Raw genomic sequence first — 22788 nt, 5'->3', positions numbered from 1 at the left:
CCAGTCTGGCGGAGGTCGGTCGCACCGTCGTGCACGAGGATGATCTGGTGATGGACAGGGACGAGCGCAATTTCGAGGTCGAGGCCCGGTGGAAGGAGGAGGTCTACTACTGGGAGGGTGAGCGCGGGTTCCTGTTCGATGCCGGGTGGGGCGTGGAACCGCCTGTGCTCTACGTGCCGACCGCCGAGGACTGGGAGGCGTGCACTCCGCCGTGGATGCACGGTCGCCGCGACCTCATCCTGTCGCGGCTGGACGGGTTCGCCCGACACCGCCTCCGGGAAGGCCCGTACCCGGCGTCGCAGCGGGGTCTTACCCGCGAACGGTGAGCGCGCCGAGCGCCGCCGGGCTGGTCTCCCCTGAGGCGGCAGCCCTCGCTTGACCCCAGTCCATCAAGCGACCCGGATCTCATACGACACTCACGACCGAATTATGAGTAACCTGGTTAGTCATAATGTAGAGTGATCGACATTATGAGTAGCCTCACGTCAGGGCCCGTGCCGTCGAGCAGATGGCCGCGCCTCGAGTGGGAGCCTCAAGTCTGGCTGCCGACCACGGGATGGTCGATCAATGCGGAGTTCGGGAGCGGCGGCCGACCGTACAAGTCATCGGTGCCGCCTGTCATCGCCCGGCTCGACCCGGAGCCCGACAGGGAAGCCGGCGAGGCCGCGGAGGCCGCGGCGCAGGAGCTGAGCCGGTTCGACGCCGAGCTCGGCACCCGGGTCGCCGGGTTCGCACCGGTGCTCCTGCGTTCCGAAGCAGCGTCCTCGTCTCAGATCGAGAACCTCACCGCGAGCGCCCGCGCGATCTTCAGCGCCGAGCTCGGGGCGAAGGGCAGCCGCAATGCCGAACTGATCGCGGCGAACACTCGAGCCATGCAGGCTGCCATCGACCTCTCGGACTCCCTGTCACCGGCCGCCCTGGCCGAGATGCACCGCGTGCTGATGGGCGACCAGAAGCGTCACACTCCCGGCGAGTGGCGCCGCGAAGCCGTGTGGATCGGCACGAGGTCGAACAGTCCCCTCGGCGCGGAGTTCGTCGCACCGCACTTCGACCGGGTTCCGGCGCTGATCGATGACGTGGTCGAATTCTCGGCGAGGCGTGACATCCCCGCCCTGACCTCGACGGCCATCGCCCACGCCCAGTTCGAGACCATCCACCCGTTCACCGACGGGAACGGGCGAACTGGTCGCGCGTTCGCGCAGGCACTGATGCGGCACCGAGGAGTGACCCGCAACATCGCGATTCCGGTGTCGGCGGGGTTGCTCGCCGACGTCGAGGGATATCACCAAGCCCTCACCGCCTACCGAGAGGGAGATGTGTCGCCGATCGTTCTCGCGTTCGGTGAGGCGTCCCTTCGGGCGGTCGCGAACTCGCGAGAGCTCGTCGCCGAGATCGACGCCATCAAAGAGGGATGGCAGGAACAGCTGACGGCCCGGCGGTCGAGCAATGCCTGGGCGCTGCTCGACGTGGTCGCTCAGCGGCCGGTCATCGATGCGGCGACCGCCGCTGCCGCTCTTGGGGTGAAGCAGCCGAACGTGTACCCGCCGCTGCAGGCACTCACCGATGCGGGCATCCTGAAGTCGAGGGGCGAGCACAGGTCAGGGCCGTTCTGGCGCAGCGACGAGATCCTGGGGGCCATCGACCGTTTCGCGGAGCGCGCTGGGCGACGCGAGCGCAGCTGAGACACCGATCCGGACAAGTAATCCGTCGGGCCGTCCGCTTAAATTGCTTAACCGCTTGATCATCGTCCAGACGTCGCTTATGGTCATGATCAAGCGATTAACCAAAGGACTCGACGACGATGCCCGATCACACATTCTTCCAACCGCGCGGGGCGTGGGTGGGTGACATCATCCCCTTCTCGCACGACGGCGGGTTCAGCCTCTTCTACCTCTACGAGGAGCGGGCCGACCCGAAACCGGGCACACCATGGCACCTCGTCACGACTCGCGATCTCGTGCACTTCGAGGATGAAGGACTGGCCTTCGACCACGGGACGGCCGACGATCCGGATTTCAACGTCTACACGGGAAGCATCGTGCGGGAGGGAAGCACGGTCCACCTGTTCTACACCGGCCAGAATCCCCGCCACCTCGGCGCCGACGGTCTGCCGCTCCAACTGGTCATGCACGCCACGAGCTCCGACGAGATGGCCGGATGGACCAGGCACCCCGAACACACGTTCGGCGCCCCGGCCGGCTACGAATCCGGCGACTGGCGCGATCCCTTCGTGTTCCGGGATGACGATGCCGGCCTGTGGCGCATGCTCATCGCCGCCCGCCACTCCGAGGGCCCCGAACGGCGCCGCGGCGTGATCGCGCAGTGCGTGTCGACCGACCTCGTGACGTGGGAGACGGCCGAACCGTTCTGGGATCCCCGTCGGTACGTCGCGCATGAGTGCCCTGACGTCTTCAAGTGGGGTGACTGGTGGTACCTGGTCTACTCGGAGTTCTCCGAGGGCTTCACCACGCGCTACCGCATGGCCCGATCCCTCGGGGGCCCGTGGGAGGTGCCGGAGCACGACAGCATCGATGGTCGCGCCTACTACGCGTCGAAGTCGGCTGAGCGGAACGGTCGACGGTTCTTCTTCGGCTGGATCGCGAGCAAGGAGGGCTCCCGCGACGACGGGGCCTGGCAGTGGGCAGGCACGATGTCGGTGCTCGAAGCCCGGCAGAAGGCCGACGGCACTCTCGCCTTCGGCTTCGCCCCCGAGACCAGGGAGGACTTCGATGAAATGGTCCCCCTCACCCTCGCTGGGCTGGAGAAGGGTGAGCGCATCGCGCTCTCAGCGCCCGACGGCTACGAAGCGGTGATCTCCGACGATGACACCCCCGACACGTTCCACGCCTCGATCACCTTCGACATCGAAGCCGGAACCACCGAGTGCGGTCTGCTCCTTCGCGCAAGCGCCGACGGAGACACCTCCTACATCGTGCGACTCGAACCCAAGCGGCAGCGGATGGTGTTCGACCGCTGGCCGCGGCGACGCACGGGCGACGGGCAGTGGGAGATCTCCGGCGACGTGCCGTTCCTGATCGAACTCGAGCGCCCGTGCGATCTCGCTCCGGGGATGCATCGACTCGACGTGATCGTGGAGAACGACCTGTGCGTGATCGACCTCGACGGCACGACCACTCTCAGCACGCGCATCTACGACCTCCCCCACGGGCGCATCGGCGTCTTCGTCGGAGAGGGATCCGTGACCGTGCAGCGCTTCGAGCTGACCGTCCGCTCCGATCACTCCCCCGATCCGCTCGCGGACTCGACCGCCGAACAGACCGAACGCCAGTTCGCCTGACCAGTCTTCCTGACAGCACCCAGAGAACACCCAACCCTTTCGATCAATGGAGATGGAACACATGAAGACCACCCGCACACGACTCGCCGTCGCAGCCTCCGTGGCCGCGTTCGCGCTGCTGCTCAGCGGTTGCGCCGCCGGCGGAGGCTCCGGCAACACCGACCCCACCGCCGTGGACCCCGAGGGCGAGATCGAACCACGTGAGATCTCCTGGCTGCTCTCCCGGCCCGCCGACGGAGGCGTCATCACCGCGATGGAGCAGATCGCCGACGAGTACGCCGAGGACCACCCCGGGTTCGCGCTGAACCTCATCACCACACCCGACCGGCCGTCGTACATCCAGAAGTACGAGACCCTCGCCGCAGCGAACAAGCTGCCGGAGCTGTTCGACACGGATGCGACCCCGTTCGCGCAGAAGCTCGCCTCCCAGGGCAGGATGATGGACGCCGAGGCGCTCCTGAAGGATCTCGGGGTCTACGACGACTACCGTCCGGCGGCCCTGAACTACCAGCGCTTCGACGACGGTTCGCTCTACATGGTGCCGTTCGAGTTCCAGCTGGAGTTCTTCTGGTACAACAAGGCGCTCTTCGAGCAGGCGGGGGTCACCGTGCCGGAGACGCTCGACGACTTCCCCGCGATGTGCACCGCGCTGCGCGCCGCCGGAATCACCCCCATCGCCCTCGACGGCCAGGACCAGTGGCCGCTCGAGCGGTACATGGCCTACTACCCGTTCCGCACCGCAGGCCCCGACTACGTGCAGGAGCTCAAGAAGGGCGAGGCGACGCTCAGCGATGCGACCGGCGAGCAGGCCGTGCAGTGGCTGAGCGACCTCGGTTCGGCGGGATGCTTCCAGGACGGCTTCTCCTCCACGGGCTACTCCGATGCGCAGGCGTCGTTCACCTCGGGCAAGGCCGCCGTGTACAACATCGGCACCTGGGAGCTGAACAGCCTCGCCACCGACGCGCTCGATGAGTCGGTGCGCGACGACATCGACTACTTCACCCTCCCCGTCACCGCGGACTCGGTGACGGCTCCGAACGAGTATGTCTCCCCCTCGGGCATCGGCATGGCCGTGAACACGAGCACCTACGACCCGCTCGTTCGCGACTTCCTGTCGTTCGCGCTCACGCGCTACCCCGAGGTGTATGCAGCCACGGGCGCCCTCTCGCCCACCACGACCGTGGAGACCACGATCCCCGCCAATGCGACGCCGCTCTACCAGCGCGCGGTCGACCAGGCCGATGAGGTCGGCGAGAAGACGGCGATGCCCTGGGACACCCAGCTCGACCCGACCTCCAACACCCGTCTGCAGCAGGAGCTGACCCTGCTGGTGCAGGGAGAGATCGACCCTGACGAGTTCATCAGCACCATGGACGGCGTCATCGCCGAGAACGGGCCGAAGGCCTTCCAGTAACGCCGCCCACCCATTCACGCCTGATGTGGGGCCTTCGGGCCCCACAGGAAGGGGACGCTGATGCTTCCCCAGCGGTCACGCCTCTCGGTGCTGGTCTTCCTGCTGCCGCCGCTCGCCCTGTACGGCATCGCCGTGCTGCTGCCGATCTTCCAGTCGCTGTTCCTCAGCTTCTTCGAGTGGGACGGCATCAGCCCGATGCTCTTCGTTGGTGTCGACAACTACGTGCGCATGCTCACGGGCGACACCGTGTTCTGGATCGCATTCCGCAACACCGTCGGCTACGTCGTGATCTGCCTGATCCTCCAGCTAGGAGGGGCGCTGATCGTCGCGAGCCTGCTCACCCTCCTCCGCAAGGGCCGCGAAGTCGTCAAGACGCTCTACATCCTGCCCGCGGTCATCTCCACCGTGGCCATCGCGTTCCTGTTCCAGCGCATCTACTCCCTCGATCCCGAGGGACTCATCAACCAGGTGCTCGAGTTCGTCGGCCTCGGCGCTCTGCAGAACGCCTGGCTCTCCGATGTCGGCACGGTGCTGGCCGCGGTCTCCGTACCCGAGGGGTGGCGGTTCACCGGGCTCTACATGCTCATCATCTACGCCGCCCTCCTGGCCGTTCCGGCCGAACTCGAGGAGGCGGCGAAGCTCGACGGCGCGTCGTGGTGGCAGACGTTCTGGCGGATCCGGTTCCCCTACATCCGTCCCGTCTGGATCACGACGACCATCATCGCCACCACCAACGCCCTCCGCGGTTTCGACATCCCGTACCTGCTGACCAACGGCGGGCCCGGGCAGTCCTCCGAGCTCCTCACCACGTACATGTACAAGACGGCCTTCACGAGCACGAACTACGGCTATGCGAGCGCGATCTCCGTCTTCGTGGTGGTCGAGTGCCTCGCCGCGGTCGGGCTCATCTTCCTTCTCCTCCGACGTAAGGCCGACGCATGACGCTCACGGCATCCCGCCCCACCCGACCCACCGAGCACACGGCTCCGCCAAGGCCGCGACGCCGGCAGCTGCACCTGCGCCGCAAGATCACCGGCGTCATCGTCGCTCTGATCGTCATCGTGCAGGTGTACCCGCTCGCGTGGCTCTTCATCACGAGCGTGCGCACCGAACAGGACTTCGCCGAAGGCAATCCCTTCGCCCTCCCCACCGAAGTCACCTTCGACAACTACGCGCGAGCCTTCGCCACGGGGAACCTGGGCCTCAACATCCTGAACTCCCTGATCGTCACGGTCGGCGCGATCGTGGTGATCGTGTTCCTCGGGATGATGGGGGCCTACGCCCTGCAGGTGCTCGGCTTCCGCTTCAGCAGGTTCGTGCGGGCACTGTTCCTGATCGGCATCATCGTGCCGGTGCAGGTGGCCCTCGTGCCCCTGTTCGTGGACTACGCCGCGGTGAACCTGCTCGACACCTACCAGTCGATCATCATCCCGCTCGCCGGGTTCGCGCTCCCGACGTCGATCTACCTGTTCTCCTCCTTCTACGAGTACATCCCAGGAGAGATCTACGAGGCGGCGTCGCTCGACGGCGCGGGGCCGTACCGCATCTTCGGCCAGATCACTCTGCCGCTGTCGGTGAACACGATGGTGACCGTCGCGATGGTCAACAGCATCTTCATCTGGAACGACTTCATCTTCGCCAACACGTTCGTGCTGACCGACGACCTGAAGACGATCCCCCTCGGGCTCCAGAACTACATCGGTTCGATGGGCAAGGTCGACTGGACCGCCACGTTCGCCGCGGTGTGCGTGAGCATCACCCCCCTGCTCCTGGTCTTCCTGGTGCTGAACAAAGCCATGACCTACAGCCTCGCCAGCGGCGCCACTAAGGGATGATCGTCTCGTGTCCGAAACGAGTGAACCGATGAGCGTCGACCGGTCGGCGCCTCCGATCACGATGCGCCAAGTGGCCGAGGCGGCCGGGGTGTCGATCGCGACGGTGTCGTACGTGGTCAACGACAAGAAGGGGGCGAGGATCGGTGCCGAGGCGCGCCGGCGAGTGCGGGACGCCGTGAAGGAGCTCGGATTCCGCCCGAACGCCCTGGCGAAGACGCTCTCCAGCGGGAGCTCGAACTTCATCGGCCTCGTGGCCGATGCGATCGCCACCACCCCGTTCGCCGGTCAGATCATCCATGGCGCCCAGGACGAGGCGTGGAAGCACGGCTACGTGCTCCTCGTGGCCAACACCGAGGGTGATCTCGCCGCGGAGGAGGCCGCCATCTCGATGATGCTCGAGCACAAGGTGCGGGGCATCCTCTACTCCACCTGGTACCACCGCGCCGTCACGGCCCCTCCGGCGCTGCACGAGACCGAGTACGTGCTCGTCGACTGCTTCGACACCGGCACGCCCGCCCCCGCCGTGGTGCCCGACGAGCGGGAGGGCGGTCGCACCGCGACACGGATGCTCCTGAGCGCCGGCCACACCCGCATCGCCTTCGTGAACACGACCTCCCCGTCCCCCGCCCGATCGGGCCGCCTCGCGGGCTACCGCGAGGCGCTGCAGGATGCCGGTATCGCCTTCGACCCCACCCTGGTGCTGGATGCTGCGCCCGAGCAGGAGGGCGGATACGGCGCCGCCGGTCGCATACGCGACATGGACGTCACCGGTGTGTTCTGCCACAACGACCGCGTCGCGATGGGTCTCTACGACGGCCTCCGCGAGCTCGGCCTCACCATCCCGAACGACATCGCAGTCGTGGGGTTCGACAATCAGGAGGTCATCGCCGCGCACCTGCGCCCACCGCTGTCGACCGTCGCCCTCCCCCACTACGAGCTCGGCGCCGCGGGCGTGCGGGTGCTCCTCGGCATGCAGCCCGCCCCGAGCGGCGCCCCCCTCTCGATCTCGTGCCCGCCGGTCGCCCGGTCATCCGTCTGAGGCTCACCATGACGACCGATCTCCGACCCCGTGCCCACTTCACTCCGGCCCGCAACTGGATGAACGACCCCAACGGGCTCGTGCACCACGACGGCGTCTACCACCTGTTCTTCCAGCACAACCCGTTCGGGGCGACGTGGGGGAACATGAGCTGGGGCCACGCGACCAGCCGCGATCTCGTGATCTGGGACGAGCTGCCGGTGGCCATTCCGTGCGCCGCCGAGGAGGAGATCTACTCGGGGTCGGTGGTCGTCGACCATCGCAACAGCTCCGGGTTGGGGAGCAGCGACCGGCCACCTCTCGTCGCGATCTACACGGGCGTCTCCACCGACGGCCGCCAGGCGCAGTCCCTCGCCTTCAGCACGGATGGTGGGTACCGGTGGGAGAAGTTCTCGGACAACCCCGTGCTCGACCGCGGTTCCCGGGAGTTCCGCGACCCGAAGGTGTTCGAGTTCACCTCGGCGGCCGGTGGAACCCGCTGGATCATGGTCGCCGTCGAAGCGGTCGACCGGCAGGTGCTCGTCTACAGCTCGACCGACCTCCGCGACTGGAGTTTCGAGTCGGTCATCGGCCCGACCGGGCCCGGCGACGTGGTGTGGGAGTGCCCCGACCTGTTCCCCTTGCCCGTCGACGGTGATCCGGACCGATCGAAGTGGGTGCTGCTCCTCAGCACGAACCGCACCGGTGACATCACCGACTCCTCCATGAGCTACCTGATCGGGTCGTTCGACGGCCACGCCTTCGTGGCCGACGAGGTGAGCGCGTGGCGTGCGCTCGACCACGGCCGCGACTTCTACGCCGCCGTCACGTTCTCCGACGTACCCGACGAGCGCCGTATCGCGATCGGCTGGGCGGGCAACTGGCAGTACGCCGCCGAGACACCCACGCATCCCTGGCGCGGTGCGATGTCGTCGCCCCGCGAGCTGAGCCTGACGGAGCAGGACGGAGTGGTCATGCTGCGACAGGCCCTTCCTCGGGAGTGGGGCATGGAGGGCTCGACAGCCGATGACTCGCAGCCGTGGCGAGAGGTGCAGATCATTCCCGGCGAGAGGATCTCCCTGCCGGCCGGGCGGCACTACATCGCCGACGTCTCGTGGACTCCCTCGCCCGACTCGACGCTCTCGCTCGAGCTCGTGGCCGGGCTGGGAACCGGCGTGCGGCTCGTCTACGACGCGGCGGAGCAGCTCCTGTCGCTGGATCGGCGGAACAGCGGCGGGCCGGAGGTCCACCCGGGTTTCGCGACGAGGACCGAGGCGGTCACCCGGCTCCGAGACGGCGCACTCCTGCTCCGGATCGTCGTCGATGCGAGCATCGTGGAGGTCTTCGCCGACTCCGGCGCCATCACGTTCACCGATCTGGTTTTCCCTCCGGACGATGCCGATGGCCTGGTCCTCGCTGCCGACGGGGGGACGGGAACGGTGACCGTGCGCGCCCTGCCGTCGGCGGCGCGGACGGTCGGGGCATGAGCGCTCCGCAGATCCTGGTCGTCGGCGAGTCGCTCATCGACGTGGTGCATCGCACCGACGGCGGCGTCACGCGGACTCCCGGAGGGTCGTCCTTCACCGTGGCCATCGGGACCGCTCGGCTGGCGCCGGACGCCAGGGTGTCGTTCCTCACCGACCTCGGTGCCGACTCCGACGGGGTGGATCTCGGCGATCGATTGCGGATGGCCGGCGTCACCGTGCTCGCCCGGCCTCGAGGAGCGACCTCGCTGGCGCACGCACATCTCGGCCCGGACGGCTCTGCCGAGTACGACTTCGACCTGCGCTGGGATCCCGACCCGGCATTGGTGCCCGCATCCGCCTGGCGGCTGCTGCACGTGGGCTCGATCGGCGCTTTCCTCGCACCCGGTCGCGATGCCGTCGACGCCCTTCTGCGGGCGACCGACGTAACGGGCGCGATCCGCACCTTCGATCCGAACATCCGACCGTCTCTCCTGGGCGACCACGGAGAGGTGCGGCTGCGCTTCGAGCGCACCGCTGCGGCCTCCGACCTAGTCAAGCTGAGCGATGACGACGCCGCCTGGCTCTACCCGGAACTCGCCGCCGATGAGGTGCTCGACCGCCTGCTCGACGCGGGAACAGCCCTCGCCGTGCTCACCCGCGGCGCTGGCGGCTCGACGCTCCGCACCCGCACGGCGCAGGTCGACGTCCCCGCTCCCCCGGTGCCCGTCGAGGACACCATCGGGGCGGGCGACTCCTATCTGGCGGCGCTGATCGCCGGAATCGCACAGCGCGGAGTCGACCGTGCAGGAATGCCTCGCCTCGACCACTCCGACCTCGCCGCTCTCGGGCGTCGGGCCGCCGAGGTCGCCGCCATCGTGGTCGGTCGCGCGGGCGCCGACATCCCCAGCGCCGCGGAGCTCCGCGACTAGAGGGGGAGGACTAAAGGGCGAGCTTCTCGTTGTCGATGTCGATGGGGGTGCCTGTGACCTTCGACTTCACGAAGCTGAAGACCGTGGTGAGGGTGGAGCCCGGGGTGTCCCAGTACTCGGCCGAGTCGGCGTGCACGATGAGGGCCCGGATGGACGGGTCGGTGCGGCCACCGGGGAACCAGGCCTCCACGCTCGTGTCCCACATCGCGTCGATGAAGCTCTGCTCGGTGGTGAGCTCGGCGTGGCCCGTGACCGAGACCCAGGACGAGTTCGAGCTCAACGCGAGGTTCACGATCGGGTTCTTCTCGAGGCGGGTCGCCGTGGAGGAGTCGGCGGCGAGCAGGAACCACAGGTCGCCATCGAAGCGGTGGTGCTGCTGCTGCATCGCGAACGGCTGCGACACCGGGTGCCCGGCGTCGTCGAGGGTCACGATCATGGTGATGGGGAAGTCGTCGAGCAGTGCGGCCAGGGTCTCGATGTCGTCGGTGCCGGTCATGGGATGCTCCATTCGGTGGTGAGGATCCTCACGCTACGCCGGGCCGGGGGCCTCGCCTAGGGCCGGGTGCGCGGCGAGCACCTCGAGGTAGTGCGGGTTGTACATGACGCCGAGGATGTTGCCGAACGGGTCGACGACGGAGGCCGTGATGAAGCCCTCACTGCGGTCACGCGGCGCCTCGTGGAGCGACGCTCCCCGGGCGAGCAGCCGCTCGAGGGACGCCTCGACGTCGTCGACGTGCCAGTACACGATCTCACCACCGAGACCGTCGGTGCGGGTGGGCGGTGCGTAGCGGGCATCGATGATGCCGAGCTCGTGAGCGAAGTCGCCCACCCGGAACTCGACGTAGCCGGGCACGTGGAAGTACGCCTCGACACCCAGCAGCTCTGAGTACCACGTCTCCGCGGCCTCGAGGTCGGCGGCCCAGAAGCTCACGGTGGAGAGTCCTCGCAGCATGATCGTTCTCCTTCTCGAATCGGATGCTCCGGTGACGGTTCGCGGAAGCAGGATCAGTCTGCGCTCCAGAAGTGCTCATCTTGTGACTACTTTTCTGACGAGAATGGAGTCATGCGCGCCGATCGCCTCATCGCCACGGTCCTCCTGCTCCAGGCCCGGGACCGCATCACGGCCCGCGAGCTCGCCGACGAGCTCGAGATCTCCGTGGCGACCGCCCGCCGCGATCTCCTCGCCCTGTCGAGCGCCGGCATCCCCGTCTACCCCCAGGCGGGTCGCGGCGGCGGATGGGCGCTCCTCGGAGGCGCCCGCACCGATCTGAGCGGGCTCAGCTCGCCCGAAGCGCAAGCGCTCTTCGTGCTGCTCGGCCCGCACACCGCCGGCGATCCGGCCGCACGCTCCGCACTGCGCAAACTGCTGCGGGCCCTGCCGGCCACATTCCGGGACGACGCCGAGGCGGCGGCCGCGACCGTGGTCGCCGACCCTGCTCCCTGGGGCGGATCGGCTCGACCGCGGCCCGCGTTCGTGGAGGAGCTGCAGACGGCCGTCATCCGGCGGCGGCTCGTGCGCATCCGCTATGCGGGTTGGTCTAGCCCTGAGGCCGACTACTTGGTTGCGCCGTGGGGGTTGGTGGAGAAGAACGAGGTCTGGTACCTGCTCGCCGGGGTAGAACCCGGCGAAGGCGATAGCCCAGGTGCTGGCGTTGGCGTCGGCAGGGCCGATGGCGCACTCGCGGAGCGCACGTTCCGCGTCGATCGGATGCGCGCCGTCACGCTCACCGAGGAGCCCGCCGACCGCCCGGCCGACTTCGACCTGGCCGCGGCCTGGGATCGTGTGGTCGCGGGCGTGGAGCGCGAGCGCGCATCCACCTCCGCCGTCGTGATCGTGCCCTCCTCGTTGCTGGGCTACCTGCGGTCCGAGTTCGGCCAGCAGCACGTCGAGGAGCTGGCGGCGCACGACGACGGGCGCACGCGCATCCGGATCTCCGCCCCGACCGAGACGCTGATCGCCCGGCGCCTGGCCGGCTGGGGCGCCTTCGCCGAGGTGCTGGAACCGCCGGCTGTTCGGCTCGAGCTCGCCGCCATCGCGGAACAGCTGCGAGCGCTCTACGCCGCCTCCTGATGGGGAGGGCACACTGACCGGCGGGCCAATCGTCTTTTGCAAAGACGATCTCTGACATATACGATCACACTGTGAGTGATGCAGCATCGACAGACGGACCGGCTTCTTTGCCGGAGATCGACTGGGGCGCCGAAGGCATCGAGACCGAGCTCGGGTGGGCGGTGTCGGGGATGTACCAGGGGTACTCCCGGTCGGCCATCGGTGCCGTCTCCGACGTGCCGGGGGGTCCGCGGGGGTATCAGGTGCTCGTGGCGATCACGACCGAACAGCCTTCCTCGCAGCTGGCGCTCGCCCACCGCCTCGGCATCGACAAGACCCAGATGACCTACGTCATCGACGCCCTCGAGACCGGCGGGTTCGTCGAACGCCGCCCCGATCCGCGCGATCGACGCATCCGCCAGGTCAACCCGACCGAGGCGGGCCGGGCGCTTCTGTCGTCCTCGCGCGTCGCACTCCGGGAGAGGGAGGGTGTGCTCCTGCGGCACCTCAGCCCGGAGGAGCAGACCCAGCTGCGCCGGCTCATGGCACGGGTCGCTCTCGGCGCGGGCGACATCGAATCCTGCATCGCCGACGCGGAGGCAGCCGACGCAGCCCGGGCAGCCCGCGAACAACCGCTCGCCGCCCCGGATCGCTCCCGCCGCTCCGCCCCTTCGACCCCGACAGATTGAGACCACCCCCATGACCCGAACCATCCTCCTCGCCGGCGCCACCGGCGACCTCGGACAGCGCATCGCGCGCGAACTGCTCCTGCACGACGTGCGGCTCCGCGTGCTCACCCGCCCCGGCAGCTCCACCGCCGCCGCACTCTTCGGGGGCGATGCCCGAATCGACGTCGTGACCGCCGCGTACTCCGACCGCGCCGCCTTGACCGCGGCCCTCGCAGGTGCCGACGTCGTGGTCTCGGCCGTGAGCGGCATCCGGCCTGTGATCGTCGACGCCCAGCGCGCGCTCCTCGCGGCCGCTGTGGCGGCGGGAGTGCCCCGGTTCATCCCGTCGGACTACGCCGCCGACTACCGCAGCATCACGCCGGGCAGCAACCGCAACTTCGAGCTCCGACGCGAGTTCGCCGCCGACGTCGACGCGGCGCCCGTGCAGGCGACATCGATCCTCAACGGCATGTTCACCGACCTGCTCACCGACCAGGCGCCCATGATCCTGTTCGGTCGCCGACGCATCATGTTCTGGTCGTCCGCCGACCAGATCCTCGACTTCACCACGAAGGACGACGTGGCCCGCGTCACCGCTCTCGCCGCCCTCGACGACGACGCCCCGCGCGTGATCGAGATCGCCGGAGACCAGGTCTCGGCCCGGGACGTCGCCCGCACCATGACGGAGCTCACGGGAACCCCCTTCAAGACGCAGTGGGCGGGCACCACCGGCACTCTCGCGGCGATGAGCAAGGTCGGCAAGCGCCTCTCCAAGAACCCGGACGAGACCTTCCCGGCCTGGCAGGGCATGCAGTACTTCGTGAGCATGTTCAGCGGGCAGGCGCAGCTGCATCACGTCGACAACGACCGCTACGGGCCGCACGCGTGGACGACTGTGCGGGATGTCCTCGAAGGGCACCTCGCCGGGCAGGTCGCCGGGCAGGTCGCCGGGGCTCGGTAGCAGTCGGTCGCCGGTACCCGTCGGGGCTCGGTAGCCGTCGGGGCCAGTAGCCGCGGTCAGCGGGCGCGGTGCATCCGCCTCGCCGCGGCGAGGAACGCCCCGGCCACGAGGGCCATCGCCCCCGCCGCAAGGGGAACGAGCGGATCGGCGCCCGTCGCGGCCAGGGCCGGGTTGGCGGGCGGCGCCGTCGGCGCGGTGGTGGGTGCGGTCGTCGGCGTGGGCGTCGGCGTCGGGGTGGGCGTCGGCACGACATCCGCGACCGTGATGGTGAGCGGATCCGTCGTCGCGTCGGGTGCCACACCGTTGGCCGCGGTCACCGTGAAGGTCGCGGGCCCGGCGCTCGTCGGCGTGCCCGACAGCACACCCTCGGGGCTGAGCGACAGGCCGTCAGGGAGAGCGCCCGATGAGAGCGTGAAGGTCGGCTGCGGTTCTCCGGTCGCCGTGAAGGTGTACGCGTACTGCTGCCCCACCGTCGCTGCAGCGGGCGGGGTGTCCTCCACGAAGACCGGCTCCGCGGGCAGGTCGACGACCGCGACGGAGTCGCCCATGAGGGAGACGTACGCGAGGCGACCGTCGGGGCTGATCGCGAGCTCCCGAGGGCGCTCTCCCACCGTGACCGTGGCGGTCACCTCCCGGGAGGCGGTGTCGACAGCCGTGACGGTGTCCGCGGCGAAGTTCGTGAAGTAGACGACGGCGCCGTCGGGGCGGAAGGCCACATCCAGGGGTCCGAAGCCGATCGGGATGGTGGCGATCACCTCGTCGGTGGCCGTGTCGATCACCGTCGACGTGTTGTCGAAGGGGTCGGCGGTGAAGAGCGTCGTGCCGTCGGGGCTGAGGGCGAGGGAGGTCGCCCGCGTGCCCATCGGAACGGTGGCCGTGGCAGTGCGCGACGACGTGTCGATCACGGTGATCGCCTCGCCGCCGGTGGCGTAGGCGGTGGTGCCGTCGGCGCTGAACACCGTCGACCTCGGGGACGCCCCGACGGGGATCGTGCCGGTGACGGTCTGGGTCGCCGTGTCGACGACCGCGAGCGAGCCGAGGTTGTTCTGGGCGACGTAGAGCGTCGACCCGTCGGGGCTCACCGCCACACCGATCGGGTAGCCGGCGACGGGGATGCCCGCGGTGCGCTCCCCCAGAGCCGTGTCGACGACCGACACGGAGCCGTCGTACGAGTCGGTCGTGTAGAGCGTCGAACCGTCAGGGCTCATGGCCATCGAGAGCGGCACGTTGCCGACCTGCACGGTGTCGACGACCGCCCGGGTGGTGGCGTCGATCACCGAGATCGAGTGTCCGTTGGCGTTGGCGACGTAGACCGTGCCGCCGTCGGGGCTCACGATCACCGTCTGCGGATTGAGCCCGACGGCGATCACGGTGGGTTCGCCGGCGGCGATCGCCGGCCCCGAGAGCAGCACGACGGCGCCGCCGGTGAGCAGTGCGGTCGCCGCTATCGTCAGGATCCTGCGCCGAAGGGGTGCACCGTGTCGGGTCATGCTGCAGCTCACTTCCGGGGCGGTAGCTGCACGTGGACGAGAGCGGCCCGCAGGGGAGACACCACGACGCAGGCCGAGGACTTCACTCTGGCGGAATCCTCAGGGGCGGACAAGGCCCCACTTCAGGAGTCGACGCGGCACGACCAGGCTCCCGGCTCCGTGTCGCGCAGCTGCAGCGACACCGAGGCGAACGGCACGCCGGCGGCGAGGAGGCGCTCGCGCATGACCGTGCACAGGCCGGCCTGGGCGGCATCCGCGAAACCGACGATCGTGATGCCCTCACCATCGTCGATGAGGGTGAGCTGATCGGCGCCTCCCTCCACCGCGAGGGTCATGGCGTCGGTGAAGAGCTGCTGGCGGCCTTCGATCGGGCCCGCCTCCAAGCGCATGTCCCCGTCCGCGGCGGACCGGCCGGCGAGCGACACGTCCCAGCGCGTCCCGTCGATCCCGGCGGCGTCGATGCGGTAGTCGGTGACGTCGTCGTACGCCGACGCCAGACCCACTGCATCCGTGGCCTCCACCTTGCAGGTGAGAGTGACGATCGCACGCGGGCCCTCACCGACATCCCGTGTGTCGAGGCTCGCGAAGGAGCACGGCGAGTACGACACGGTCTCGAGCATCTCGAGGAGCACCTCGGCACCGGGGTCGTAAGCCGCACCGATTCCCACGATCGTGCCGTCGAGGCGAGCCGTGGTCATGCTGATCTGCGTCACCTCGGGGCGGTCGGCGAGCACGTCGTCGATGCGGCCATCGATCTCGGTGAGCACGTCGAGCTGCTCAGCAGGGCGCGGGGGATCCGTCCAGTAGAGCTGAATCGAGAGCGAGCCCGGATCGCCCGTGATCTCGGAGAACGTGGCGGAGTCGACGAGCCCTTCCGCCCTCACGGCGTCGGCGAGTTCCACGAGCGTCTTCGGCTCGGCCGCCGCGGTGGGCGTCTGCGTCGCCGTGGCGTCGGGGTCGGACGCCGGCGTCGCACCGGTGCACCCCGCGAGCAGCAGGGCGAGGGCGAGGGCGGCTGGCAGGGCGAGGCGGCGGGGTCTCATGTCGCCGAGTCAAGCACACTCGCTCCACGACGCACCGTCTCGCCGACGTCTGCTCGTCGCACGGGGTTCCTCTTGTTGTCGGAGTGTTGTCGACGGGAGGGGGTTCACCGTGTCGGAGGGCGGGCGTAGTGTCGGATCGACGGCAACCACCACCTCGACAGGAGACACCATGGCCATCAACGACGACGACATCACCACCGAGGCCGGGGGCGGCGAAGGCGTGGCAGACGGCGGGGCGAACCCCGGCGGTCACGACGGCGGAGCAGACGGCTCGGCTGCGGCCGGCGAGGGCACCGCAGACGGCGGCGCGAACGCCGACGGCCACGACGGCGGAGCAGACGGCTCGGCCGACGAGGGTGAAGGCCCCGCCGACGGCGGAGCCAACGCCGACGGCCACGACGGCGGGGCAGACGGCTCCGCGTGACACTCGATCCCGCTCCCGCTCACACCGGCGACCGGGCTCACGACGGCGCGGGTCGACCCTCTTCAGGGTCGGCCCCGCGCTCGGCCCTCGCGCGGTGCATCGACGTCTCGCCCGAGGTCTTCGCGAGCGAGTACTGGGGCCGTCAGGCGCTCCTCTCCCCCGCCTCCGGCCTCTACACCGACTTCTCCGACCTGTTCAGCGCGGCTGCTGTCGACGAGCTCGTGAGCGAGCGGGGTCTGCGCACGCCGTTCATCCGCATGGCTCAGGAGGGGTCGGTTCTGCCCTCCTCCTCGTTCACGGCGTCCGGCGGGTTCGGGGCCGAGGTCGGTGATCAGGTGAGCTCTGAGAAGGTGCTCGCCGAGTTCGCCGCCGGGGCCACGATCGTGCTGCAGGGGCTGCACCGGGTGTGGCCGCCGCTCATCGACTTCACGCGCCGGCTCATCGACGACATCGGGCATCCCGCCCAGGTCAACGCCTACGTCACGCCGGCCTCGTCGCGCGGCTTCGACCCGCACTACGACGTGCACGACGTGTTCGTGCTGCAGATCGCGGGCGAGAAGCACTGGCGCATCCACGCTCCCGTGCACGTCGATCCGCTGCGCGATCAGCCGTGGACGGATCACCGCGCCGCTGTGGCCGAGGCCGCGCTGGGCGAGCCCGTCATCGACGCTGTGCTGCGACCGGGCGACGCCCTCTACCTGCCGCGCGGGTGGATCCACTCGGCCACTGCCCTCGGGGGCACCTCGGTGCACCTCACCGTGGGCATGGCAGCGTACACGCGCGCCGACGTGGTGCGCGCGCTCGTGTCGACGCTCGGCGAGCACGAGGCCCTGCGCGGATCGCTGCCGCTCGGCGTCGACTGGTCGTCGCCTGAGGCCATGCGGCCCCTCGTGCAGGAGGTCGCCGCCGAGATGCTCGCGGCCCTCGGCGCGTCCGCTTCGGCGTCTTCCAGCGATCGATCCGGAGCGGACGGGGTCGGGATGGTCTCGCGGGCGCTGGCTCGGCGGTTCGCCGATGCCACGCGGCCGGAGCCCGTCGCTCCGCTCGCGACCGTGGAGGCCGCCGCCGCGCTCGGAGCCGCTTCGGTGGTGCGCTGGCGCGGGTCGCTGACCGCTCGCATAGAGTCGGGCAGCGGGTCGACTGGCGGATCGGGCAGCGGGTCCGGCACCGTGCGCATCGTCACGGCGTCCAAGACCGTGGCGCTGCCGGCCGAGGCGGAGGCTGCCGTGCGGCGTCTGCACGAGGGCGGGCCCGTGGAGCTCTCCGAGCTGCCGGGGCTCGACGTCGACGACGCGATCGTGGTGGTGCGCCGCCTGCTCCGCGAGGCCATCCTGGTCCCCGCCTGATGCGATCGAGTTCGCGGAGCGTCGTCGCGTGAGTGATGGGGGTGGGTGGCGGCCGTGCAGTGATCGGGCTCGGGAGCGCGAGGATCCGCTCACGGCCACCGGGTCGCGTGGGCTGCAGTGGTTCCTGGTCGAGATCTCGGGGGCGTGGGGCACCCGGGCGTTCCTCGATCCGCCGTTCGACCCCGAGCTCGGGCGCGCTCTCGTGACCCGTATCGAGGCGGCCGGGCTGCGCCCGCTCGCCATCCGTCGCACCGGTCGACGTGAGGCCCAGTCGAGCTGGCGGTGGGCGTTCGTCGACTCGCGGCCAGGCCACGAGGAGGTGCGCTGGGGTGAGGTGAGCGACCCCGCCGAGCTGCTGGCGGTGCCGCTCGACGGCTCCACAGGCACCCCCTCCGAGCACCCGGTGTTCTGCGTGTGCGCCCACGCCCGCCACGACCAGTGCTGCGCCGTGCGCGGCCGCCAGGTCGTCGGCACCCTCGCGGCCGAGTTCCCCGAGGAGACGTGGGAATGCTCGCACCTCGGCGGCGACCGCTTCGCCGGCACCATGGTGCTCTTCCCCCACGCCCTCTACTACGGCCGCGTCGACGACACCGACGCGGCGACGGTGGCCCGCGCCTACCTCGACGGCCGGGTGGTCGACGAGTTCTACCGCGGCCGCAGCTCACTCACCCACCCCGTGCAGGCGGCCCAGCACTTCGCCCGCGAGGCCTACGGCGACGATCGCCTCGACGCCTATCCCCCGCTCGAGGAGCTGTGGCACGGCGACGGCGACCCCGTGCTGGGCGCCGCGCACTGGACCGTGCGCCTCGACTCTGAGGCCGGTCCCGTCACGGTCGAGCTGGCCGAGCACCTCTCCGAGCCCCTGCTCAGCACGTGCGCCGCCACTCGCACGGGCCGTGTGCGGCAGTGGCAGCTCGCCTCCATCGCCCGGGCCTGACGGCGGCGGGCACCGACGATAGTTGTTCCGACAATCGATCTAGACTCGGAGCATGGACGGGGTGCGCTGGCTGACGGCCGATCAGCTGAGGGCGTGGATCCGACTCGAGGCCGTGGTGGAACTGCTGCCCGCCGTGCTCGACTCGCAGCTGCAGCGCGACGCCCAGCTCACGCACTTCGAGTACCTCGTGATGGCGACGCTCTCCGAGAGCGACGGTCACCTGCTGCGCATGGGGGCGCTCGCGGCGGGCACCAACTCCTCGCTCCCCCGGCTCTCGCACGTCGTGAGCCGGCTCGAGGGGCGCGGCTACGTGGAGCGCCTGCCCTGCCCCGGCGATCGGCGCGCCACCAACGCGCACCTCACAGAGGCGGGGTGGGCGAAGGTGGTGGAGACGGCGCCCGGTCACGTCGAGAACGTGCGTGAGCACGTGATCGACGCGCTCTCGCCCGAGCAGGTCACCCAGCTCGACGGCATCATGCAGTCGCTCCTCACGCGCCTCGACCCGGACAACGCCCTCGGCCGCTGACGGCTCGCGGCGTTGACAACCGCAAAGCTCCCGGCCTCCGAGCCCTTGTGGGCGCCGGATGCCGGGAGCGTTGCGGTTCGGAACGGTGCCCCGGTCGGTGTCAGGCGGTGCGGCGGCGGAGGATGACCGCGGTGAGGCCGGCGAGGAGCAGGGCGGCCGCGAGTCCGATCGGCAGGAGCGGCTCGGCACCGGTGGAGGCGAGCGAGCCTCCCGCGGAGCCGGCCCCGGAGCCGCCGGGGGCGGCGGCCGCGGCCGAGAGGGCGATGTCGTCCCAGCCGATGAGGCCGCCGCGCACGTCGACGACCGCGATCTTGTGGGCTCCGAGCGGGGCGTTCGCCGGGATGACGACGCTCACCGTGCCCGCCGCCGACACGGTGTGACGACCGAGGTTCACCGGCGTGGAGTGCAGCCACACGTCGACCTGGCTGCCGGCGAGCGCCGGGCTCATCGTCACGACCACCGTCTGCCCGACCCGCGCGGTCGCGGGGGTCGAGACCGAACCGCGGGCCGCATCGGTGAGGGCGCTGTCGTCGACCGGGGCCGGCGACCCGCTGGGGGCTCCCGGATCGGTCGGCGCGGGATCGGTCGGCACCGTCGGGTCCGTGGGGTCCGTGGGATCGGTCGGGTCCGTGGGATCCGTCGGGTCCGTGGGATCCGTCGGGTCCGTGGGATCGGTCGGATCCGTCGGGTCGACCGGCGCCTCGGTGCACGTCACGGTGCCGGCGCGCAGCGAGTGCCCGCCGGTGCCGTTGTCGTCCGACCAGAACGCGGTCTTCAGGCCGTCGGCGCACTGCGACTGCGGTGCGACCGCGAAGCCCTCGTTGTTGAGGTTCGGCATGCCGGTCGGACGCTCGAGCACGGTGGTCACCGCGAAGCGCCCCGCACCGGTCGCGGCGGTCGCGGGAGCTACGTCGAGCAGCGCGCTGCGCCCCTCGCAGGTGTCGTCGCAGACCGCCCAGAGCACGCTGTTCTCGGCATCCCACTCGAGGTCCATGACCCCGGTGAACCCGCTCGAGATGGTGGCCACGCGGTCGTAGCCGCCGGTCACCTGGTCGAGTGCGTAGGCGTACACCGTGCCGTTGGCCTCGAGGCCCACGAAGAACAGGCCGTCACCGTGGTCCGCGTACGTGGCCGGGTCGTAGAGAGCGTTCGTGCTCTCGTCCACGAAGCCCTTCTGCACGAGCACGGCATCCGGAACCCACGCGATGCCCTCGAGGCCCGCGTTCGCGCCCACGACGGGCAGGTCGGCGGCGAGGTTCCACTCCATGGAGGCGGAGAGCCCGGCAGAACCGGGGGTGCCCGTCACGTCGTAGCGCAGCACGGCGGGCCGGCTCACGCCCGACACGGAGTTGTTGCGCTCCGTGGAGACGAACGCGCCGCCCGCGGGGCCTGCAGCGGTGAACGCCACACCCTCGGAGTCGACGTCGCCCGTGCCGTCGGCGTAGTGCAGGGGTGCGCCCGCCGACCAGCCGGCCTCGGTGGAGGGGACCCAGGCGGATCCGTTCCACTCGAGCTGGTAGAGCGTGCCAGGACCGTTCTTCACGGCCCACAGCGTGCCCTCGAGGGTGTCGGCGGGGGCGGTGGTCGAAGCCTCGTAAGCGAGCCCACTCATGTTCGTGCCGAAGTAGCCGGCCTCGTCGATCGTGGAGACCTCGGCACCGCCAGGCCACGGCGCGGTCACGAGGTCGCCCTCGCACGCGTTGGCCGCACCCTTGGTGACCACCCTGGTCACCGCGAACTCGCCGGTGCCGTCGGGGCAGCGCCCGTAGGTGGTCGCGGCGTGACCGGCCCAGGTGTGCGAGTCGACGAGCGTGGTGCCGTCGGCCGCGAAGAGCCGAGCGGAGTCGTTGGCGCCGAGGCCGTAGCCGCTCGTGCCCTCCTCCACGTCGATGGCGAGGTAGCCGCCGGCGGCGATGCTCGTGGCCGCGGGGATGGTGACCGCGTGGGTATCGTCGTTGTCCTTGAGCACGTAGCCCGAGACGTCGACGGCGGAGGCACCGTTGTTCTTCAGCTCGATCCAGTCGCCGGGCACTCCGTTGGACGACTCGATCTCGTTGATGCGCACGGGGGCGCTGCAGTCGTTCGCGGCAGCCTTGGTGGAGGAGGTCGTGACGGCGAACTCGCCCGTGACGTCCGGGCAGCGCCCGTACGTCGTGGTGGCGTGGCCACCGGTCCAGCTGTAGGAGTCGATGAGCGTCACGCCGTCGGGAGCGTAGATGCGCGCCGAATCGGTGGCTCCGAGACCGAAGCCGAAGACCGACTCGTCGATCGCGAAGTAGCCGCCCGCGGCGATCGAGGTGCCGGCGGGCAGCGCGGCGGTGCGGGTGTCGTCGTTGTCCTTCACGATCCAGCCGCTCACGTCGACGGCGTCGGCCGTCGGGTTCACGAGCTCGATCCAGTCGCCGGGGGTGCCGCCGTTGGACTCGACCTCGTTGATGCGCACAGCGTCGCCGGGCACGACCACGGGCGCGCAGTCGTTGGCGGCGGCGCGGGTGGAGGAGACGGTCGTGGCGAACTCGCCCGTGCCGTCGGGGCAGCGCCCGTAGGTGGGGGTGCCGTGCGAGGTCCAGGAGTAGGAGTCGATGAGCGTGGTGCCGTCGGCCGCGAAGAGCCTCGCGGAGTCACCGCCGCCGAGTCCGAAGCCGCCGGTGACGTCGACGTCGATGGCCACGAAGCCGCCTGCGGCGATCGTGGTGCCCTCGGCCACCACGAACGTGTGGGTGTCGTCGCTGTCCTTCAGCACGAGGCCGGAGGCGTCGACGGTCACGGACGCGGTGTTGACGAGCTCGATCCAGTCGCCGGGGGCGCCTCCGGAGGACTCGACCTCGTTGATGCGCACGACGGTGGAGGCATCGAGGGTGCACGCGTTGGCGGCACCGCGCGTCGGGGCGACGGTGACGATGAACTCGCCCGTGCCGTCGGCGCAGCGGCCGTAGCTGGTGGCGGCGGCGTGCTGGGTCCAGGCGTAGGAGTCGACGAGCGTGGTGCCGTCGGCGAGGTAGAGGCGCACGGTGTCGGCCTTGCCGAGTCCGAACGACATCTCGGGCTCGCCGAACGCCAGGAAGCCGCCGGGCTCGATCACGGAGCCGGCCGGCAGAGCATCGGTGCGGTCGTCCTTGTCGTCGCGCACGATCCAGCCGGAGACGTCGACGGCGACGGATCCGATGTTCGTGAACTCCGCCCAGTCGCCCACGGCGTCGCCGTCGGACTCGACCTCGTTGATGCGGATCGACGCCGTGTCGCTCGGGACGACCGGCGCCGCCGAGGCGGCGGGGGCCGCGATCGGCGAGAGTGCCGCGAGGAGCGGCACAGCGAGAGCGGTCGAGATGAGGAGCGCGGCGTTCTTTCGCCAATGAATTCGCATGGGGGCCCTTTCACGCACG

Annotated in this window: 21 protein-coding genes; 16 read left to right on the top strand and 5 right to left on the bottom strand. The window is 69.9% G+C overall.

The annotated features are described in order from the left end of the window. Window positions 1-47: 47 nt before the first annotated feature. The 9 genes from ACEXQC_RS12860 to ACEXQC_RS12820 all read left to right on the top strand — a co-directional run bounded on the left by ACEXQC_RS12860 (window position 48) and on the right by ACEXQC_RS12820 (window position 9960). The gene (locus ACEXQC_RS12860; protein ID WP_374822782.1) at window positions 48-326 is read left to right on the top strand and encodes a hypothetical protein; all 279 of its coding nucleotides are present in this window, start codon (window positions 48-50) and stop codon (window positions 324-326) included. A gap of 282 nt (window positions 327-608) precedes the next feature. Next, window positions 609-1682, top strand: a complete 1074-nt coding sequence (locus ACEXQC_RS12855; protein ID WP_374822779.1) for a Fic family protein — start codon at window positions 609-611, stop codon at window positions 1680-1682. 119 nt (window positions 1683-1801) lie between these two features. After that, window positions 1802-3298: a family 43 glycosylhydrolase gene (locus tag ACEXQC_RS12850; RefSeq protein WP_374822777.1), complete on the top strand. Its 1497-nt coding sequence runs from the start codon at window positions 1802-1804 to the stop codon at window positions 3296-3298. 61 nt (window positions 3299-3359) lie between these two features. Further along, window positions 3360-4712, top strand: coding sequence for an ABC transporter substrate-binding protein (locus ACEXQC_RS12845; protein ID WP_374822774.1), 1353 nt, complete (start codon window positions 3360-3362; stop codon window positions 4710-4712). A gap of 60 nt (window positions 4713-4772) precedes the next feature. Continuing rightward, a complete protein-coding gene (locus ACEXQC_RS12840) occupies window positions 4773-5654 on the top strand; it encodes a carbohydrate ABC transporter permease (protein WP_374822771.1) in 882 nt (293 codons plus the stop codon). Beyond that, window positions 5651-6547 carry a carbohydrate ABC transporter permease gene (locus ACEXQC_RS12835; protein WP_374822768.1) on the top strand — a complete coding sequence of 299 codons (897 nt, stop codon included), beginning with the start codon at window positions 5651-5653 and terminating at the stop codon, window positions 6545-6547. Before ACEXQC_RS12840 ends, ACEXQC_RS12835 begins: the two co-directional genes overlap by 4 nt. Window positions 6548-6575: 28 nt before the next feature. Then, a complete protein-coding gene (locus tag ACEXQC_RS12830) occupies window positions 6576-7586 on the top strand; it encodes a LacI family DNA-binding transcriptional regulator (protein WP_374822765.1) in 1011 nt (336 codons plus the stop codon). 8 nt (window positions 7587-7594) lie between these two features. Continuing rightward, window positions 7595-9052, top strand: coding sequence for a glycoside hydrolase family 32 protein (locus tag ACEXQC_RS12825; protein WP_374822762.1), 1458 nt, complete (start codon window positions 7595-7597; stop codon window positions 9050-9052). After that, complete coding sequence (locus ACEXQC_RS12820; protein WP_374822759.1) at window positions 9049-9960, top strand: PfkB family carbohydrate kinase; 912 nt, start codon at window positions 9049-9051, stop codon at window positions 9958-9960. Before ACEXQC_RS12825 ends, ACEXQC_RS12820 begins: the two co-directional genes overlap by 4 nt. Window positions 9961-9970: 10 nt before the next feature. On the opposite strand, the gene ACEXQC_RS12815 is transcribed toward ACEXQC_RS12820, so the two are convergent. Together ACEXQC_RS12815 and ACEXQC_RS12810 are read right to left on the bottom strand one after the other, a co-directional pair. Next, a complete protein-coding gene (locus ACEXQC_RS12815) occupies window positions 9971-10456 on the bottom strand; it encodes a pyridoxamine 5'-phosphate oxidase family protein (RefSeq protein ID WP_374822756.1) in 486 nt (161 codons plus the stop codon). Window positions 10457-10489: 33 nt separating this feature from the next. Beyond that, a complete protein-coding gene (locus ACEXQC_RS12810) occupies window positions 10490-10912 on the bottom strand; it encodes a VOC family protein (RefSeq protein ID WP_374822753.1) in 423 nt (140 codons plus the stop codon). A gap of 111 nt (window positions 10913-11023) precedes the next feature. Here ACEXQC_RS12810 and ACEXQC_RS12805 point away from each other — a divergent pair, with 111 nt between their 5' ends. The 3 genes from ACEXQC_RS12805 (at window position 11024) to ACEXQC_RS12795 (ending at window position 13639) form a co-directional block, all read left to right on the top strand. Beyond that, window positions 11024-12031: a helix-turn-helix transcriptional regulator gene (locus ACEXQC_RS12805; protein ID WP_374822751.1), complete on the top strand. Its 1008-nt coding sequence runs from the start codon at window positions 11024-11026 to the stop codon at window positions 12029-12031. 71 nt (window positions 12032-12102) lie between these two features. Further along, a complete protein-coding gene (locus ACEXQC_RS12800; protein WP_374822748.1) occupies window positions 12103-12699 on the top strand; it encodes a MarR family winged helix-turn-helix transcriptional regulator in 597 nt (198 codons plus the stop codon). A gap of 10 nt (window positions 12700-12709) precedes the next feature. Further along, window positions 12710-13639, top strand: a complete 930-nt coding sequence (locus tag ACEXQC_RS12795; RefSeq protein ID WP_374822746.1) for an NmrA family NAD(P)-binding protein — start codon at window positions 12710-12712, stop codon at window positions 13637-13639. A gap of 56 nt (window positions 13640-13695) precedes the next feature. Here the strand turns inward: ACEXQC_RS12795 and ACEXQC_RS12790 are convergent, their stop codons facing one another. Together ACEXQC_RS12790 and ACEXQC_RS12785 are read right to left on the bottom strand one after the other, a co-directional pair. Then, on the bottom strand, window positions 13696-15129 hold the full coding sequence (locus tag ACEXQC_RS12790; RefSeq protein WP_374822743.1) for a YVTN family beta-propeller repeat protein: 1434 nt from the start codon (window positions 15127-15129) through the stop codon (window positions 13696-13698). Between the two features lie 122 nt (window positions 15130-15251). Continuing rightward, window positions 15252-16172 (bottom strand): hypothetical protein, encoded by a 921-nt coding sequence (locus ACEXQC_RS12785; protein ID WP_374822740.1) that lies wholly within the window; start codon window positions 16170-16172, stop codon window positions 15252-15254. A 169-nt stretch (window positions 16173-16341) separates the two neighbouring features. On the opposite strand from ACEXQC_RS12785, the gene ACEXQC_RS12780 reads away from it, so the two are divergent. The 4 genes from ACEXQC_RS12780 to ACEXQC_RS12765 are packed head-to-tail and all read left to right on the top strand — an operon-like array spanning window position 16342 to window position 19405. After that, on the top strand, window positions 16342-16596 hold the full coding sequence (locus ACEXQC_RS12780; protein WP_374822737.1) for a BatC protein: 255 nt from the start codon (window positions 16342-16344) through the stop codon (window positions 16594-16596). Next, window positions 16593-17942, top strand: coding sequence for a cupin domain-containing protein (locus ACEXQC_RS12775; RefSeq protein ID WP_374822735.1), 1350 nt, complete (start codon window positions 16593-16595; stop codon window positions 17940-17942). The genes ACEXQC_RS12780 and ACEXQC_RS12775 overlap by 4 nt, the downstream gene beginning before the upstream one ends. A 28-nt stretch (window positions 17943-17970) precedes the next feature. After that, window positions 17971-18879 carry a ferredoxin family protein gene (locus ACEXQC_RS12770; protein WP_374822733.1) on the top strand — a complete coding sequence of 303 codons (909 nt, stop codon included), beginning with the start codon at window positions 17971-17973 and terminating at the stop codon, window positions 18877-18879. A 52-nt stretch (window positions 18880-18931) separates the two neighbouring features. Beyond that, entirely contained in the window at window positions 18932-19405 is a 474-nt protein-coding gene (locus ACEXQC_RS12765; protein WP_374822731.1) for a MarR family winged helix-turn-helix transcriptional regulator, read from the top strand. 100 nt (window positions 19406-19505) lie between these two features. On the opposite strand, the gene ACEXQC_RS12760 is transcribed toward ACEXQC_RS12765, so the two are convergent. After that, window positions 19506-22769 (bottom strand): lamin tail domain-containing protein, encoded by a 3264-nt coding sequence (locus ACEXQC_RS12760; protein ID WP_374822728.1) that lies wholly within the window; start codon window positions 22767-22769, stop codon window positions 19506-19508. Window positions 22770-22788: the final 19 nt, after the last annotated feature.

This window comes from Herbiconiux liukaitaii (assembly GCF_041927495.1).
Classification (GTDB): Bacteria; Actinomycetota; Actinomycetes; order Actinomycetales; family Microbacteriaceae; genus Herbiconiux; species Herbiconiux liukaitaii.
This window is presented reverse-complemented; position numbering and strand designations above follow the sequence as displayed.

Bases quoted from the DNA above. Each gene is read 5' to 3' on its own strand.
- ACEXQC_RS12850 (WP_374822777.1), top strand. From the start codon at position 1,802: ATGCCCGATCACACATTCTTCCAACCGCGCGGGGCGTGGGTGGGTGAC.
- ACEXQC_RS12845 (WP_374822774.1), top strand. From the start codon at position 3,360: ATGAAGACCACCCGCACACGACTCGCCGTCGCAGCCTCCGTGGCCGCG.
- ACEXQC_RS12840 (WP_374822771.1), top strand. From the start codon at position 4,773: ATGCTTCCCCAGCGGTCACGCCTCTCGGTGCTGGTCTTCCTGCTGCCG.
- ACEXQC_RS12835 (WP_374822768.1), top strand. From the start codon at position 5,651: ATGACGCTCACGGCATCCCGCCCCACCCGACCCACCGAGCACACGGCT.
- ACEXQC_RS12830 (WP_374822765.1), top strand. From the start codon at position 6,576: ATGAGCGTCGACCGGTCGGCGCCTCCGATCACGATGCGCCAAGTGGCC.
- ACEXQC_RS12825 (WP_374822762.1), top strand. From the start codon at position 7,595: ATGACGACCGATCTCCGACCCCGTGCCCACTTCACTCCGGCCCGCAAC.
- ACEXQC_RS12820 (WP_374822759.1), top strand. From the start codon at position 9,049: ATGAGCGCTCCGCAGATCCTGGTCGTCGGCGAGTCGCTCATCGACGTG.
- ACEXQC_RS12815 (WP_374822756.1), bottom strand. From the start codon at position 10,456: ATGACCGGCACCGACGACATCGAGACCCTGGCCGCACTGCTCGACGAC.
- ACEXQC_RS12810 (WP_374822753.1), bottom strand. From the start codon at position 10,912: ATGCTGCGAGGACTCTCCACCGTGAGCTTCTGGGCCGCCGACCTCGAG.
- ACEXQC_RS12805 (WP_374822751.1), top strand. From the start codon at position 11,024: ATGCGCGCCGATCGCCTCATCGCCACGGTCCTCCTGCTCCAGGCCCGG.
- ACEXQC_RS12795 (WP_374822746.1), top strand. From the start codon at position 12,710: ATGACCCGAACCATCCTCCTCGCCGGCGCCACCGGCGACCTCGGACAG.
- ACEXQC_RS12790 (WP_374822743.1), bottom strand. From the start codon at position 15,129: ATGACCCGACACGGTGCACCCCTTCGGCGCAGGATCCTGACGATAGCG.
- ACEXQC_RS12785 (WP_374822740.1), bottom strand. From the start codon at position 16,172: ATGAGACCCCGCCGCCTCGCCCTGCCAGCCGCCCTCGCCCTCGCCCTG.
- ACEXQC_RS12780 (WP_374822737.1), top strand. From the start codon at position 16,342: ATGGCCATCAACGACGACGACATCACCACCGAGGCCGGGGGCGGCGAA.
- ACEXQC_RS12765 (WP_374822731.1), top strand. From the start codon at position 18,932: ATGGACGGGGTGCGCTGGCTGACGGCCGATCAGCTGAGGGCGTGGATC.
- ACEXQC_RS12760 (WP_374822728.1), bottom strand. From the start codon at position 22,769: ATGCGAATTCATTGGCGAAAGAACGCCGCGCTCCTCATCTCGACCGCT.